Source organism: Streptomyces puniciscabiei, assembly GCF_006715785.1.
GTDB lineage: Bacteria > Actinomycetota > Actinomycetes > Streptomycetales > Streptomycetaceae > Streptomyces > Streptomyces puniciscabiei.
Window position 1 is genome coordinate 124,704 of record NZ_VFNX01000003.1, and the last position, 15,459, is coordinate 140,162.

General features: G+C 69.9%; 12 protein-coding genes and 2 pseudogenes. 6 read left to right on the forward strand and 8 right to left on the reverse strand.

The window, feature by feature from the left end; genetic code table 11:
* Window positions 1-310: 310 nt before the first annotated feature.
* Window positions 311-1,531, forward strand: coding sequence for a metallophosphoesterase (locus FB563_RS36375; protein WP_055708946.1), 1,221 nt, complete (start codon window positions 311-313; stop codon window positions 1,529-1,531).
* Between the two features lie 587 nt (window positions 1,532-2,118).
* Entirely contained in the window at window positions 2,119-2,832 is a 714-nt protein-coding gene (locus FB563_RS36380) for an LmeA family phospholipid-binding protein (protein WP_199832961.1), read from the forward strand.
* Between the two features lie 73 nt (window positions 2,833-2,905).
* On the opposite strand, the gene FB563_RS36385 is transcribed toward FB563_RS36380, so the two are convergent.
* The 3 genes and pseudogenes from FB563_RS36385 to FB563_RS36395 form a co-directional block, all read right to left on the reverse strand.
* Window positions 2,906-4,180, reverse strand: a complete 1,275-nt coding sequence (locus FB563_RS36385; protein ID WP_055708959.1) for an MFS transporter — start codon at window positions 4,178-4,180, stop codon at window positions 2,906-2,908.
* Window positions 4,181-4,197: 17 nt separating this feature from the next.
* Window positions 4,198-4,737: an ArsR/SmtB family transcription factor gene (locus FB563_RS36390; protein ID WP_055708947.1), complete on the reverse strand. Its 540-nt coding sequence runs from the start codon at window positions 4,735-4,737 to the stop codon at window positions 4,198-4,200.
* 141 nt (window positions 4,738-4,878) lie between these two features.
* Window positions 4,879-5,286: pseudogene (locus FB563_RS36395) on the reverse strand (SDR family NAD(P)-dependent oxidoreductase); the annotation flags it as partial.
* 505 nt (window positions 5,287-5,791) lie between these two features.
* Here FB563_RS36395 and katG point away from each other — a divergent pair.
* From katG to FB563_RS36415, 3 genes are all read left to right on the forward strand, one after another.
* The gene (katG, locus tag FB563_RS36405; protein WP_055708948.1) at window positions 5,792-7,984 is read left to right on the forward strand and encodes a catalase/peroxidase HPI; all 2,193 of its coding nucleotides are present in this window, start codon (window positions 5,792-5,794) and stop codon (window positions 7,982-7,984) included.
* A 153-nt stretch (window positions 7,985-8,137) separates the two neighbouring features.
* Window positions 8,138-8,974: a YihY/virulence factor BrkB family protein gene (locus FB563_RS36410; protein WP_055708949.1), complete on the forward strand. Its 837-nt coding sequence runs from the start codon at window positions 8,138-8,140 to the stop codon at window positions 8,972-8,974.
* 112 nt (window positions 8,975-9,086) lie between these two features.
* Complete coding sequence (locus tag FB563_RS36415; RefSeq protein WP_055708960.1) at window positions 9,087-9,917, forward strand: class II glutamine amidotransferase; 831 nt, start codon at window positions 9,087-9,089, stop codon at window positions 9,915-9,917.
* Window positions 9,918-9,950: 33 nt separating this feature from the next.
* On the opposite strand, the gene FB563_RS36420 is transcribed toward FB563_RS36415, so the two are convergent.
* From FB563_RS36420 to FB563_RS36435, 4 genes are all read right to left on the reverse strand, one after another.
* Entirely contained in the window at window positions 9,951-11,342 is a 1,392-nt protein-coding gene (locus FB563_RS36420; protein ID WP_411573216.1) for a diacylglycerol/lipid kinase family protein, read from the reverse strand.
* Window positions 11,343-11,375: 33 nt separating this feature from the next.
* The gene (locus FB563_RS36425) at window positions 11,376-11,804 is read right to left on the reverse strand and encodes a DUF7144 family membrane protein (RefSeq protein WP_055708951.1); all 429 of its coding nucleotides are present in this window, start codon (window positions 11,802-11,804) and stop codon (window positions 11,376-11,378) included.
* 54 nt (window positions 11,805-11,858) lie between these two features.
* Window positions 11,859-12,590 carry an SDR family oxidoreductase gene (locus FB563_RS36430; RefSeq protein WP_055708952.1) on the reverse strand — a complete coding sequence of 244 codons (732 nt, stop codon included), beginning with the start codon at window positions 12,588-12,590 and terminating at the stop codon, window positions 11,859-11,861.
* Window positions 12,591-12,709: 119 nt separating this feature from the next.
* Window positions 12,710-13,045 (reverse strand): hypothetical protein, encoded by a 336-nt coding sequence (locus FB563_RS36435; RefSeq protein ID WP_142219176.1) that lies wholly within the window; start codon window positions 13,043-13,045, stop codon window positions 12,710-12,712.
* A 394-nt stretch (window positions 13,046-13,439) separates the two neighbouring features.
* On the opposite strand from FB563_RS36435, the pseudogene FB563_RS36440 reads away from it, so the two are divergent.
* A pseudogene (locus FB563_RS36440) lies at window positions 13,440-14,343 on the forward strand (glycoside hydrolase family 15 protein); the annotation flags it as partial.
* Between the two features lie 173 nt (window positions 14,344-14,516).
* Here FB563_RS36440 and FB563_RS36445 read toward each other — a convergent pair.
* On the reverse strand, window positions 14,517-15,356 hold the full coding sequence (locus tag FB563_RS36445; protein WP_234357931.1) for an SDR family oxidoreductase: 840 nt from the start codon (window positions 15,354-15,356) through the stop codon (window positions 14,517-14,519).
* Window positions 15,357-15,459 lie beyond the last annotated feature (103 nt).

Here is a 15,459-nt window from a genome sequence, read left to right on the forward strand (position 1 = left end):
GGCAGTGGGCCGAGCAAGGGTTCCCCCGCCGTGGGATGTCGGGGACGGCTTGGGCCAGTCGGCGAACGTGCCGGCATAGGCCAGGTCGGCCCAGACGATGGGGATCTCGGGGTGCATCAGCCGCTGACGAAATGCCGACTTACCTGACGGCATGTCAGGGCCCCCGGGTGCATAGGCGAGTCACTTCCCGGGAGCGCCTGACGAGGCACTGCGTGGGAGCCGATCTCAGCCTGCATGAACCTGTCCGCGGCCGCCCCCAGGGTGACCGGATACAGTGCGCGAGACGGCAGCCCGGTCAGGGAGGGGAAGCGTGACCACCACCAGCAACACCCGGCCCGCCGAGGGTGAGGCGCGAGCGCCGCGGCAGAGCCGGCTGCAGCGCCTGATGCGCTACATCCCCCTGATCGCCCCCATCCTGCTGTGGAGCGTGCCCTGCTGGGTGCTCCTGTACACCGGCCAGCACTGGCCGCTGCCCGTCACGCTGGCCGGCACCGCCCTGTTCGTCCTCGGCCTCGTCGGTATGCCGCTCGCGATGGTGCGCGGCCACGGCCGGCGCCAGCAGGACCGGGCGGCGATCGTCGGTGACACCCTGCTGGGCACCAGCTGGGTCCTGTTCACCTGGTCCGTCCTGCTCGGCGCCGTGCTGCGGCTCGCCCTGACCGTGGCCGGCGTCGGCGAGAGCCTGGACCGGGCCCGCATCGTCACGTGGGCCGTACTCGGCACAACCGCCGTACTGCTCGCCTGGGGATACGCCGAGGCTCGCCGCGTGCCCCGCATGCGCAGACTCGACGTGCAACTCCCGCGGCTGGGCGCGGGGTTGGACGGCCTGCGGGTCGTGCTCATCACCGACACCCACTACGGCCCACTCGACCGCGCCCGCTGGTCGGCACGGGTGTGCGAGACGGTGAACACCCTGGAGGCCGACCTGGTCTGCCACACCGGCGACATCGCGGACGGCACGGCCGAACGCCGCCGCGCCCAGGCCGCCCCACTCGGTACCGTGCGGGCCAGCCGGGCCTGTGTCTACGTCACCGGCAACCACGAGTACTACAGCGAGGCCCAGGGCTGGGTCGACCTGATGGGTGAGCTGGGCTGGGAGCCGCTGCGCAACCGCCATCTGCTGCTCGAACGCGGAGGTGACACCCTCGTGGTCGCCGGCGTGGACGACGTCACCGCCGAGTCCTCCGGCCTGGCAGGCCACCGCGCCCACCTCGCCGGAGCCTTGAACGGCGCCGACCCCGACCTGCCCGTCCTGCTCCTGGCACACCAGCCCAAGTTCGTCGACCGGGCGGCAGCCGCCGGCATCGACCTCCAGCTCTCCGGCCACACCCATGGCGGCCAGATCTGGCCCTTCCACCACCTGGTCCGCATCGACCAGCCCGCCCTCGCCGGCCTCAGCCACCACGGCACCCGTACCCTCCTCTACACCAGCCGCGGCACCGGCTTCTGGGGCCCGCCGTTCCGCGTCTTCGCCCCCAGCGAGATCACCCTGCTCGTGCTCCGCTCCCCGCACCCGCCCACCTCGCCGTGACATTCCCGGGCCGAAGGCGCCAACGAGCCCGATGTGGCCATGTTTTACGCAGGTCAGCGATGCATGGCGCCGGTCCCTGGAGCAACGGGCCAGGGCTTCCGCACCCGCCAGGCTGCCTGGGCCCGCCCTGACGAGGATCCGACTGACGCCCTGTCCGGCGAGGGCAGGGCAGCGCGGAGAACTGCCGTGCAGGAGCGGAGAACTGCCGTGCAGGAGAAGAGCCGACCGTTTCGAGGGGAACGGCCGTCACGGGTCCCAGGGCGGCTGGGGAGCCTTCGGCGGCGGGAGAAGGAACCCGTACGAGCCGGCACCCGACGCGGCTCGCAGACGCGGACAGTAACAGTCCGCCAGAACCGCAGCTACAGGCGAATGACACAGGAGGGGTTGGCAGATGCCGCACATGACGGCCGTCCGGCCTTGAACGTGCGGCCCCTGCCTCCACGCTCGCCTGTGGTGACTGCCCGTCGGGGCCGGCCGCCGGGCGAGGCTTCTCCACAAGGTTGTTGCCCGAGCCGTCGACCGTGCATGATCGGTTCCGACCGATGGTGTTCGACCGAAGGCGTAGAGCCGTACAACGGGGGATTCATATGAGGCGTCGCTGGGTCAAGGTGCTCGCGATCACGGTGGTAGTGCTGGCCGTCCTCTTCACTGTCGCGGACCGAGTCGCCGTGCACTACGCCGACAAGGAGGTCTCCCGTCTCGCCGCGGAGAAGTACGGCTACCGGAACAGCACCGACGGGCACCTGGACGTGTCCATCGAGGGTTTTCCCTTTCTGACCCAGGCGTTCAGCCAGAACTTCGACCATGTCAGCCTGGACGCGGGGCAGTTCACCATCGACACCACGAACAATGCCGAGGGTGGCTACCTGCCCGTCAAGCAACTGCGTCTCGACCTGCACGGCGTGCAGGTGACCTCGCTGACCGCACGCAGTGCCGAGGCGAACCTCGCCACCGGCACTTTGACGCTCTCGTACGAGGCGCTGTCCGGCGTCGTCACGCGGGTGGCGGGCACCGGCGGCCCCGTCCACATCTCGCAGGCCGCGGGGTCGGCGGGGCAGGCCGCCCGGATCAAGGTCACGGGCACCGCCGGCGGGAGCGAGCTCAACAGCACGGGCACGCTGCTCGCCCAGGGAAACGAGATCTCCTTCAGCCTGCCCGGGGCGGAGCAGCCGACGGCCACCTGGCGGGTCCAGCTCCCTGAGAACGTCGGCTTCACCGCGGCACGCAGCACCTCGGACGGTGTGGAGATCAGCATGGTCGGTCACCTGGTGAACCTCGGCGCCTCGCGCTTCACCAGGTGAGCCGACCCCGCCCCTGGGGGGAGGACCGCGGCGGCCTGGCACCCGACGTGTGGTGACGGCAGCCGCGACGGCGTCACAACAGGTCGGGTGCAGTCTCCTGGGCGGGATCCCGGGGTGCCGGGTGATCCGGACCGCCGGCCGGGGCGGCGGCACGCAGCGCCGCTTCGACCCGGCGGTTGCTGGTCATGGATGCCGTGATGGCGGTCATGGTCAGGAGGAGGACGGCGGCGGCGTAGAGCGGGGTGCGGATGTCGTAGGTGGTGGCCAGCCAGCCGCCCAGGAAGGCCCCGATGGGGGCGGCGCACATGGCCAGCATGCGGGAGGTGGAGGCGACCCGGCCCATGAGGTGGGCCGGGACGATCGCCTGCCGGAGGGAGGGCCCGAGCACCATCGTGGCGCCCATGCCGGCCCCGCAGACGGCGAGCGCCAGCCCGGCCACGTACGGGTTCGGGGCAGCGGCCAGGCCCAGGATGGCAAGCCCCTCGACAGCGGCCGTGCAGGTCAGTGCGGTGCCGGTGCCGAGTCGCCGGCCGAGGGAGGAGGCGATGCCTGAACCGAGCAGGCCGCCGGTGGCCTCCGCCGTGAGAAGCAGGCCGAAGCCGTAGGTGTCGATGCCGAGGCGGTCGTGCGCGAACAGGGCGAGGACTGTCTCCACGGCGAGGAAGGCGACGTTCCCGACCGCCGGGCGGAGCGCCAGCCCGAGCAGAACCCGGTCCCGGAAGACGTACGAGGCCCCGGCCCGCGCCTGCCGAAGCAGCGATTCGCGGGCCTCCGGCACGGGCCGGGGCCTGGCGGGCAGCGTACGAACGAACAGCGCGGAGAGCATGAACGACACCGCGTCGGCGAGCAGCGGAACCGCCCGCCCGAGTGCGAGCAGCGCACTGCCCGCAGGCGGCCCCGCGAAGCCGGACATGGCGGTCTGGGCGCCGCGCAGGCGGGAGTTGGCGCGCTCCAGGAGTGCGGGGTCGCGGCGGAGCAGATCCGGCAGATAGGCCGTGGCGGCCGTGTCGAAGAAGAGTCCGCCGAGGCCGAGCAGGAAGGCGACGGCCGCGAGCAGCGGAATGCTCAGCACGTCGAGCACGGCCGCCGCCGCGGGTATCCCGAGCAGCACCGCACGTGCCGTGTCCGTGACCCACATCGTGCGCCGGCGGTCCCAACGGTCCACCAGCGCACCGCCGAGCACCCCGAAGAGCAGCCACGGCAGCGTCCCCGCGGCCGAGACGACGGCGAGCGCCATCGGATCCCGCGTCAACGTCAACGCGAGCAGCGGCAGCGCGGCCTGCGTCACCCCGTCACCGAGCGAGGAGATCGTCTGCGCGGTCCACAGCCGTCCGAATCCGGTCGGCAGCTTCCTGGCCCCCTGGATCACTTGGCGTCACCTTCCGCCTGCTCACGCGGCGCCGGCCGGAACAGCGCGAAGACGAGGGACGCGTCCGGCAGCGACGGATCGGACAGCTCCCGGTACTCGTCCGCCAGCGCCTCCAACCGCGCCCCCAGCTGCGCGAACTGCTGCTCGGTGAGTCGCAGATGCGCCATCCGTACGTGCCGCCCGCCATCCACCGGCGACGCCTCCAGATCCGCCACCGCATGCCGCATCAGCAGATCCGGCCCGCCCTCGGCCGGATCCGGCAGCACGATCGCCCGCGCGGCCATCGCGTAGTACCGCTCGGTGACCCCCCGCACCTTCCGCGTCCGCACCACCTTCACCAGGCCGGCCCGCTCCAGCAACCGCACGTGATAGCTGGAACTCCCCTTCGCGAGGCCCACTCGCTCGGCGATCTGCGTGATCGTCGCCGGCTCGAAGCGGAGCACGGCCATGATCCGGTGACGCGTGAGATTGGAGACGGCGCGCAGCTGTTCGTCAGTCGTGACGTGAAACGTCTCGGGAAGATCATCGGTAGGCATGCCGACAATGGTCAACGATTCTTGACCATTGAGCAAGGGGTTTACGCGCACAGGTCCGGCCGGGGTGGACCAAGAGCGGGCCGGCTTGGTGATGACGGCCGCCGTCGAGGCCACCCGCCGGGGGCCCGACAGCGAGTGACGTCAGACGGACCGGCTGGCGTCGTCGAAGTCGGTGGAGGCCGACAGCTCGGCCCATGCCAGCATGTCGCGCTCGAAGGCGTCGCGTCCGGCCCGCACGAGCCGAAGCGCGTCGGTGCCGAGCAGCAGGCGCGTCGGCGGCCGGTCGGCCGCCACGATGCGCAGCACTGCGGCCGCGGCCTTGTCCGGGTCGCCCGGCTGGCGCCCGCTGCCCTGGATCCGCCGGGCGCGCAGCGGCTCGAACAGCTCGTCGTAGTCGGCGATCGCACGGGGTGCGCGGATCATCGAGCGGCCGGCCCAGTCGGTCCGGAAACTGCCCGGCTCGACGGCGGTGACATGGATGCCGAAATCGGCGACCTCCTTGCCGAGCGTCTCGAGGATGCCCTCCACCGCGAACTTGCTGCCGTGGTAAAAGCACGGCAGCAAACACTTCCACCACCCGGTCGTCGGCCCGCTCACCCTCATTACGAGTCCCTCACCCTGCCCGCCGGCCCGGACCAGCGGCTGAGTGTGTACACCGCCGAGGCAGGCTCCAGCTCCGAAGAGGCGCTTCGGCTACTGGCCGCGTGGACACGGCAGCCCGAGACCTCGCCCGGGCGGCACGCGGATCATTAGACGCCCGCCGGTCCGCGCGGAGCGGAACAAGGCGTGAATTTCCTGCCGGAGAAGGGTGCGCAATCACGGGCACAAAAAGGCCGCCCTTTCTCTCACGTCTGTCATGCGGGGTGCTCTGCGTGTTTCATGGAGGTGTGCTCCGCGATACGCGACCATACGGACGCGGTACAGCACATCTTCCAGCCGGTGGGCGCCATGGCGCGCTGATTGTGTGGGTCGACGTGCTCGACACCAGCAAAGCCGACGACGTCAAGAGCGGCGGCCGGCAGAAGGAACACCGAGACAGGAAGAAGGTACGGGCATGGCCGGCAGTGAAAGCGAGAATCCGGTAATCCCTTCGCCGACGCCCACACCGACTCGGCGGCCCAGGACGAACCGGGACTGGTGGCCCGATCAGCTGGACCTTCAGGTTCTCCACCAGCACTCGCCCCGATCCAACCCGATGGACGAGGACTACGACTACGCGAAGGAGTTCGCGACCCTCGACGTCGACGCGCTGAAGCGTGACGTCTTCGAGGTGATGACGACATCCCAGGACTGGTGGCCCGCCGACTACGGTCACTACGGGCCGCTCTTCATCCGGATGAGCTGGCACGCCGCGGGGACGTACCGCATCGCGGACGGCCGCGGCGGTGGCGGCAGCGGCGCACAGCGCTTCGCCCCGCTCAACAGCTGGCCGGACAACGCGAGCCTGGACAAGGCGCGCCGTCTGCTGTGGCCGGTCAAACAGAAGTACGGCCGGAAAGTCTCCTGGGCCGATCTTCTGGTGTTCGCCGGAAACTGTGCCATGGAATCCATGGGATTCAAGACGTTCGGGTTCGGTTTCGGGCGGGAGGACATCTGGGAACCCGAGGAGATCTTCTGGGGGCCCGAGGACACATGGCTCGGGGATGAACGCTACAGCGGCGACAGGGAACTCACCGGTCCTTTCGCCGCCGTGCAGATGGGACTGATCTACGTCAATCCGGAGGGGCCCAACGGAAACCCGGACCCGATGGAGGCCGCCCGGGACATTCGGGAGACGTTCGGTCGCATGGCGATGAATGACGAGGAGACGGTCGCGCTCATCGTCGGGGGCCACACCTTCGGCAAGTGTCATGGCGCGGTCGATCCCAGTTATATCGGCGCGGAACCCGAGGCCGCCCCCATCGAGCAGCAGGGCCTCGGCTGGCGGAACACGTACGGCAGCGGCGCGGGCCCGCACACGCTCACCAGTGGCCTGGAGGGCGCGTGGACCACCGAGCCGACCAGGTGGGACAACGGCTACCTGGACAACCTCTACGGCTACGAGTGGGAGCTGACGAGCAGCCCCGCCGGGGCCCACCAGTGGACTCCCACGGACCCCGCGGCCCAGAACGCCGTACCCGACGCCCATGATCCGTCGAAGCGGCACGCCCCCATGATGCTGACGACGGACCTCGCGCTGAAGGTGGACCCGGTCTACGGCCCGATCACGAAGAGGTTCCACGAGAACCCGGACGAACTGGCGGTGGCGTTCGCCAAGGCCTGGTACAAACTGCTGCACCGCGACATGGGACCCGTCTCCCGTTACCTCGGCCCATGGATCCCCGAGCCGCAGCTGTGGCAGGACCCCGTTCCCGACGTCGATCACGAACTGGTCGGGGACGAGGACATCGCCGCCCTCAAGGGCAGGATCCTCGCCTCGGGCCTTTCCGTCCCCCAGCTGGTCACCACCGCCTGGGCGTCGGCGGCGAGCTTCCGCGGCACCGACAAGCGCGGCGGGGCGAACGGAGCACGGATCCGGCTCGCGCCGCAGAAGGACTGGGAGCTCAACGCCCTCCCCGAGGTGACGGAGGTACTGCGCACGCTCGAGCGGATCCAGCAGGACTTCAACGCCTCGCAGACCGGCGGTACGCGGGTCTCCCTCGCCGACCTGATCGTCCTCGGCGGGTGCGCGGCCGTCGAGCAGGCCGCGAGGAACGCGGGGTACGACGTCACGGTTCCGTTCGCACCGGGGCGTACGGACGCCTCGCAGGAGCAGACCGACGCGGCGTCCTTCGCCGTCCTGGAGCCCAAGGCGGATGCCTTCCGCAACTACCTTCCGGCGGGCGAGAAGCTGTCGCCGGAGACCCTCATGCTGGACCGCGCCAACCTGCTGACGCTGACCGCTCCCGAGATGACGGTGCTGATCGGCGGCATGCGGGCCCTGAACACCGGCTTCAAAGGCTCCCCCCACGGTGTCTTCACCGACCGGCCGGGAACCCTGACCAACGACTTCTTCGTCAACCTGCTCGACATGGGCACGGAGTGGAAGGCGTCGGCTACGGAAGAGAACGTGTTCGAAGGCCGGGATCGCGCCACCGGCGAGGTCAAGTGGACCGCCACCGCCGTCGACCTGATCTTCGGTGCGCACTCCCAGCTCCGGGCCGTCTCGGAGGTCTACGCGGCCCAGGACGCGGGAGAGAAGTTCGTACGTGACTTCGTGGCAGCGTGGAACAAGGTGATGAATCTCGACCGGTTCGACCTGGCCTGAACCCGACGTCCCGGTCGGCCCTCATCGGCCGGCCGGGACGCGGCACGTGGCGCTCCGCGGTCCTGAGCCGGGAACACCTTCACCGGCGCCGGTTGGCTCGACGCCTCTCGAGCCTGCGCGACACCGGCCGCTCGGCACGGTGTACTGCCTGATGTGCACAGTTGGAGGAGATCGCCCGGTAAAGGTCGCGGCACGACCCTGTGCTGGACTCGGCTGGACCACGCGTGGCAGGCGGCGGGCAGGCGCTTCGAGGCAAGTGCGGCGGGTCGTCTGTGGGGACGCCTCAGCGCAGCGGACTTCTTCGGCCATTCGTTCCAGCTGGCATCGCTCGCCTTCCTTTGCTTCTTCCCTTTCCTGATCCTGGTCACCGCCGCGTTCGGCCAGGACGCCGCGCACGTCATGGCGGGATGGCTCGGACTGAACGAGCAGGCGGCCCAGGCCGTGGCCGGTCTTTTCAAACCCAATCCCGGTTCGGTCACCCTCACGCTGATGAGCGCGCTGTTGTTGATCGCGGGGGCGGTCGCCGTGGCAGGCACCTTGCAAGGCTGGTATCAGTTCCTCTTCGGCGTGCCCCCACGTTGGTGGCGGGACCTGGGGGCTCAGCTCGCGTGGCTGGCGGTGCTGGTCGCCTACGGCGCGGCCCGGGCCGGGGCCGGCGCAGCACTCGGATCGCAGCTGAGCAGCCTGGCCGGTTTCGTCCTGGCGCTGTTCTTCTGGTGGGGGACCATGCGGCTGCTGCTCACCGGAGCGATCGCCTGGCGCTTCCTGCTGCCTGCGGCGCTGGCCACCGGTGTCGCCTGGACCGGCCTCGGATGGTTCTCCTCCCGCTTCTTCTCCGACACCATCGTGGCCAACAACCACAAGTACGGCCCTGTGGGCGTCGTCATGGTCATCCTTTCCTGGCTGGTGGCCGTGGGCGTGGTCATCCACCTCGGTGCCGTCGTCGGCCACGAGTTCGCCAGGCACCGCGCCATGCGTTCACACCGCTGACGGACCCGGGACACCTGAACGGGGCTGGGCGAGTGAACGGGGCTGGGCGAGCCACAACCGCCCGGGCAGCCCATACTTGTGGTGACCGGAACCGAGCGAGGTGGGTTCGGACATGTGCCGCTGGATCGTCTACTCGGGCACGCCTGTTCTCCTCAGCCAGGTCTTGTTCCAGCCGGAACACAGCCTGATCGATCAGAGCCTGCACTCCCGCCTGGGGGTGGAGACCACCAACGGTGACGGCTTCGGGGTCGGCTGGTACGGCCAGGGCCTGGCCACGCCGGCGGTTCTGCGGGATGTCGGCCCGGCGTGGAACAACCGGAACCTCCAGGAGGTCGCCCACCACGTCCGCTCGGGTCTGTTCCTCGCCCACATCCGGGCCACGACCGGAACCGCCGTGCAGCAAACCAACTGCCATCCCTTCCGCAAGGACCGCTGGCTGTGGATGCACAACGGCGTGATCAACGAGTTCCACCGGCTCAGACGTGACCTCGCGCTGGCCGTCGCCCCCGCCCTGTACCCCGACATCGAAGGGTCGACGGACTCCGAGCTCATGTTCTTCCTCGCGCTGACGTTCGGCCTCGTGGATGACCCGCCGGGTGCCGTCGCGCGCATGGCCGGTCTGGTCGAGAGCACGGGTCACCGGCACGGCGTGGAACACCCCCTGCAGATGACGGTCGCCGTGGCCGACGGTGAGAGTCTGTGGGCCTTCCGGCACTCCAGCGAGGGCGCATCACGGTCGTTGTACTTCAGCACCCAGGTGGATGCCCTGCGCGCGCTGCACCCGGACACCTCGTTCCTGCGGGAGATCTCGGAGGAGACACGTCTCGTCGTCTCCGAGCCGCTGGGTGACCTCCCAGGAGCCTGGAACGAGGTTCCGGAGAGCAGCTACGGCATCGTCCGCCCGGGCCAGGACACCCTCCACACGTTCGAGCCACGGTACTGATCCGGCGGTACGGCGCTTGGCCCCGACGGCCGGTCAAGCGGCCGCCGAGCCGCGGTGCCGGGTCGGACGGGCCAGGGCCAGGCGGAGCACTCGTCTCCAGTCGGGCGGGGGCCGGTTCGGCGGCGTTCCCGGACGGTGCCGCGGGACACGCACCCGCAGGGCCCCGGGAGCTACCCGGCAGACCACCGGAGCGGGCAGCACGACGGACTCACCGTCGATGCCGGCCGGGACGGTGTCCGTGTCGGCCTCGACGACCACTTCGGAGGCCGTCAGCCGGGTCACGCCCGGGGACCGCCGGCCACCCAGCAGCCGGGTCGACAGCCGGGCCGCCCGGCCCGGGGTGTCGACGCGCACGCACAGCACCCCCAGTCGTCCGGAATCCAGGCTTTCCCGGAGTACGGGACGCACCGAGTCGACGGCGGCGGGCCGGTAGGGATTGTTGCTGACGAGCAGGGCCTGCAGTCCCTCGATCCGCGTGTGTCCGGCACGCATGCGCAGCCGTGGCGCCTCCGGGCCGGTGAGCAGAACGGGCAGCGCCTGAAGTGCCGTGCGCAGTTTGGCGTCCCGGTAGGAGGGTTCGCGCACCACGGCGGCGTAGGTTCCGAAGGACGCGTTGTTGACGAACACCCGGTCGGCGGCGAATCCGAGGTCGACGCGGAACTCGACGGGATCGGTGAACGCGGCCAGGGCGGCCGCCGGGTCGTCACGGTCGAGACCGAGATCCAGGGCGAAGTGGTTGCGCGTTCCGGCCGGGATCACCATGAAGGGCACATCATGCCGGGCCGCCACCTCGGCGACCAGAGCCTGGGTGCCGTCCCCGCCGGCCACGGCCAGCAGGTCGGCCCCCTCGGCCACCGCACGCCGGGCCAGGTCCGCCACGTCCTGGTGTCGTACCGGATCCAGTACGACGACGCGCGCACCCGCCGCCCTCGCCTTCTCCTCCAGGTGGAAGCGCTCCACCTTGCCCCCACCGGAACGCGGGTTCATCACGACCCACGGATGCAGCGCCGCCGGCACCGGCCCGGGCTCGTGTCCGCGCCCGGCGGAGGGCCCCGTCGGGGTGATCGCGATCCGGGCGGCTGCGAGTGCCAGGATCCACAGGCCGAAGGACAGACAGGCCGGCCACAGCATGCCGTGCGTGGCGACCAGGACGAGCGTCGCGGCGGGAACCAGCACGGCAACGACGGCTCCTGCGGCCCGGACGATGCCGGAGTGGGCGAGGACCCACCACAGTCCGACGGCCGTGAGGGCCACACCCGCCACGGCGATGAGCACCCACAGCAGGCCTCTCAGCCCGGCGGTGACGAGCAGCACGAGCACGCTGCCCAGGAGGGCGAGGAGGGCCAGCCGGGCCCACGCCACGGGTGGCCCGCGGTCGGCTGACGAATCGGCGGCACGCGCGTCCGGGCGCCGTATCTGTCGCACGCCGAGCGTCTCCCCTTGGACGGGCGCGTTGCCCTATCGGAAACCGGCCGAGGGCTTCTCGGTCCGTACGACGCACAGCGCCCAGATCACGAATCCGGAGATCGCGATCGCCACGATCGACCACAACGGGTAGTACGGCAGGGAGAGGAAGTTGGCGAGAATGAGGAATCCGGCGATGACCACGCCGGCGACCCGAGCCCACGTCGCCGCCCGGAACAGGCCCAGACTGACCACGACGGCGACCGCCCCCAGCACGACGTGTATCCAGCCCCAGCCGGTCAGGTCGTACTGGAAGACGTATCCGTTCGTGGTGACGAACACGTTGTCCTGGGCGATGCCCATGATGCCGCGGAAGATGTCGAGCACTCCGCAGATCGTCAGCATGACGGCGCCGAACACCATCAGACCGCCGGCCCACTGCTGTTTCGCCGATTCCGGGTGGGCCGCATGTGTCGCAGTCATGGCCTGCCTCCTTGTGTGCTTGTCGGTCGACGGGCGGACGGCACACCTGCTGCATCAGGACAGCCAGTCCGTGTAGTGGGTGGGGGCGATCCGGGCGCCGCTCGGGGCGGTGAGGGCGTCTCCGGGTACGGCGGCGAACATGCCGGCGCTGTCGTCGGTGACGACGGAGCGCGCGTCGCCCTTGGCGGTCAGGGTGAGGCGCCCGAGCTCGTCCAGGGCGTAGACGTCGGGACCGGCGATGTTGATGACGCCGTTCAGAGGACTGCCTGCGGCGACCTCGGCGACGATGCCGGCGACATCCGCGGCGGCGATCGGCTGGATCGGCGTACGCGGCAGGCGGACGGTGTCGCCCTCGGCGGTCATGGCCAGGGTCGCGTCCATGAACTCCATGAACTGCGTGGCGCGGACGATGGAATAGGGGATCGGGCCGGCCTTGAGGATGTCTTCCTGCAGCACCTTCGCCCGGTAGTAGTCCAGATCGGGCACTTGATCCACGCCGACGATCGACAGGATGACGAAGTGCCCGACCCCGGCCTTCTCGCTCACGGCCACGAGGTTGTCCGTCGACGTCCGGAAGAAGGCGAGCGAGGCGTCGTCGAAGGTGGGGGAATTCGTGAGGTTGATGACGACGTCGGTGCCCGCCACCGCCGTCTCCAGGCCCTCGCCGGTGATGATGTTCACGCCCGTGGACAGGGAGTGCGGTACGGCTTGGTGCCCGGCCGCCTTCAGGTTCTCCACGACCCGCGACCCGATCAGACCGGTACCGCCGATGACTGCGAACTTCATGAGAGGTTTCCTTGTCCTCTGCAGCTCCCGATACGGCCTTCGCTCCGGCGGGTCCAGGCCTGTCCCGGTGACGGAACGGCACCTGATCCCTCTTCACCGGGCATGTCGAACAGACAGGGTCAGTCGGGGGCGAAGGAGAAGCTGCGCCAGAGGCCGGTGGTCAGGACCGCACGGTCCGACGCCCCGATGTCCAGGAAGGTGCTCTGCCCGCCCGGCGGCACGGTGCAGTCCGGTGTCGTGTACAGGAGCAGGCTGCTCTGCGTCTGATTGTTGATGTGGGTCACACCCTCGGAGAAACGGTGACATCCGTGGGTCGACGGGTTGGAGACGGTCTCCACGATCCTGACACCGTTGCGCGCCACGATCTGACCGGACGCCTGGTCCTGGCAGGCGGTGAGCGCGATGCCGAGCAGCGTGATGCCGGTCAGCGCGGCCAACAACCGTGAAGGGGGCATCGCGCCTCCTGAGGTACGGGGGAGCTGCCGGGAATCTCGTCCTCTCTTCACTATCCGCCAGATGGGGCGGAGCCGCACGATGAGGACGGACGAACGTGGCGGCACCCTGAGCCCGGGAAGCGGTAGCGGCCCCGTGGCCGGAGCAGGCCCCCCGGCCTACGCTGATCGAGGGGGCGCGTCCGGGTGAATCGCACACCGAGAGGGGCGCCCCGATGGACGACTACCCACTGATCGAGAACCACGGTCTCATCGGCGATCTGCAGACGGCCGCGCTGGTGACCACCGAGGGCGAGATCGACTGGTTCGTCGCTGCGGGCCGGGCAGCACCGCGGGCTGCATCGCCCCGCGGTTCGACTACGGGTGCGCCGGCCGGACCGTGCAGTGCCCGCTCAAGGAGCGGGCCGGCAGCGGCGGGGACACGGGCCCGCTCAACATCATGTACAAGGTCGACGGCTCCTCCGAACTGGAGGAGCGGATCCTCGGCCACTGGGAGGGCTATGCGGGCTCCGCGCCGGTGCGGATCGGCAACGGTGCTACGACGCAGCTCCAACTGGACATCTGCGGCGAGGCGTTGGACAGCATCTGCTTCGCGCACCGGCACGGCTTCCAGGTCGGGCACGGTGGATGGACCTCGATGCGGGCGGACCTGGACTGGCTCGCCGACCACTGGGACCAGGCGGAGGAGGGCATCGTGGAGACCCGCGGCGGTCGCCAGGACTTCACCTACGGGCGTGTCATGTCGTGGGTCGCGTTCGACCGCGCTGTGCGCCTGGCCGAGTCGAAGGGGTGGCCGTCGGCGGCCGGCCGCTGGCACGCCGAGCGGGACGCCGTCTACGAGCAGGTGACGGCCGAGGGGTGGAGCGAACAGCGGCGGGCCTTCGTCCAGCACTACGGCAGTGAGGTACTGGACTCCTCGCTGCTGCGCATGGCGACGGTCGGGTTTCTCAGCCCCGAGGATCCGCTGTGGGCATCGACCCTGGACGCCATGGAGGAGGAACCGGTCAGCGACAGCCTGGTCTACCGTTACAACCCCGACGCCTCGCCGGACGGCCTGCGCGGCTCGGAGGGGACCTTCTCGCTGTGCACGTTCATGTACGTCGACGCCCTGGCGCGCGGGCCGGATCAACCGGGCGAGGCTGGTGTTCGAGAAGATGATGGGGTACGCCAACCATCTGGGCCTGTACTCCGAGGAGATCGACCCGACCGGCCGTCAACTGGGCAATTTTCCCCAGGCGTTCACGCATCTCGCCCTCATCGACTCGGCCCTCATCCTGAACGAGGCCCTCGAGCGGCGGTAGTCCGGTCAGGGGTCGTGCTCACCACGGGGTCAGCCCGCGTCACCGAACTCGAAGGACAGCCCAGGGTGAAGGTCATCATCGATCTGGCCGGCAGCGTCTGCGCCGGCACGTCCGCGAGCAGCGGGACCATGTGCATGTGGGGCATCTCCGGAAGCCGACGCGGTGGAGACCGGTCAACCGCCGGTGGCGAAGCCCGGGAAGAGAGTCATCCCGCCGTCGACGTACAGGGTGGTGCCCACGACGTAGTCCATGCGGTCGGAGGCGAGGCCGACGACGGCATGGGCGATGTCGTCGGGGTCTCCGATCCGCTTGTAGGGGATCAGCCGCATGAGGTCCTGCTGTGCCTCCGGCGTCTCCCAGGCACTGCGGTTGATGGGGGTCTTGATTGCTCCGGGGGCGACGGCGTTCACCCGGATGCGCTTCGGGGCGAGTTCCTGGGCGAGGGTCGCCATCATCATCTGTACGCCGCCCTTGGACGAGGCGTAGTTGACGTGGCCGGCCCAGGGGATGATCTGGTGGACCGAACTCATGCAGATGATCTTCCCGGCCGCGCGTGACACCTCCGGGACGACCCCGCGGCGCAGGAACTCCTTGGCCGCCTCACGGGCGCAGAGGAACTGTCCGGTGAGGTTGACGTCCAGGACCTTCTGCCACTGGGCGAGGGTCATGTCCGTGACCGCCGCGTCCCGCTGGAGCCCCGCGTTGGCGACCAGGATGTCGATGGTGCCGAACTCCCCCACCATCCGGTCCGTCATGGCGACGACCTGCTGCTCGTCGGACACGTCCGCCTCGTAGGCGGCTGCCCGGACCCCGAAGCCGGTGATCTCCTCGACCACCGCCTCGGCCTCGTCGCGACCGGCCACGTAGTTCACCACGACATCGGCGCCCGCCCGGCCCAGGGCGACGGCGGTCGCCCTGCCGATGCCGGAGTTGGCGCCGGTCACGAGCGCCTTCTGCCCCCTCAGCAGCCGGCTGGGGACGACGCCCTGGGGTGCCCCCTCGGTGGAAGTCACGATGGCCTGCTCCTCCACTGCGTACCCGGTTCTGCCGGGCCCGTCGCCCGGAGGTCCAGGCATCAGACAAGCACCGGCCGGATCCGGCGGCAGTCCGGGGCGG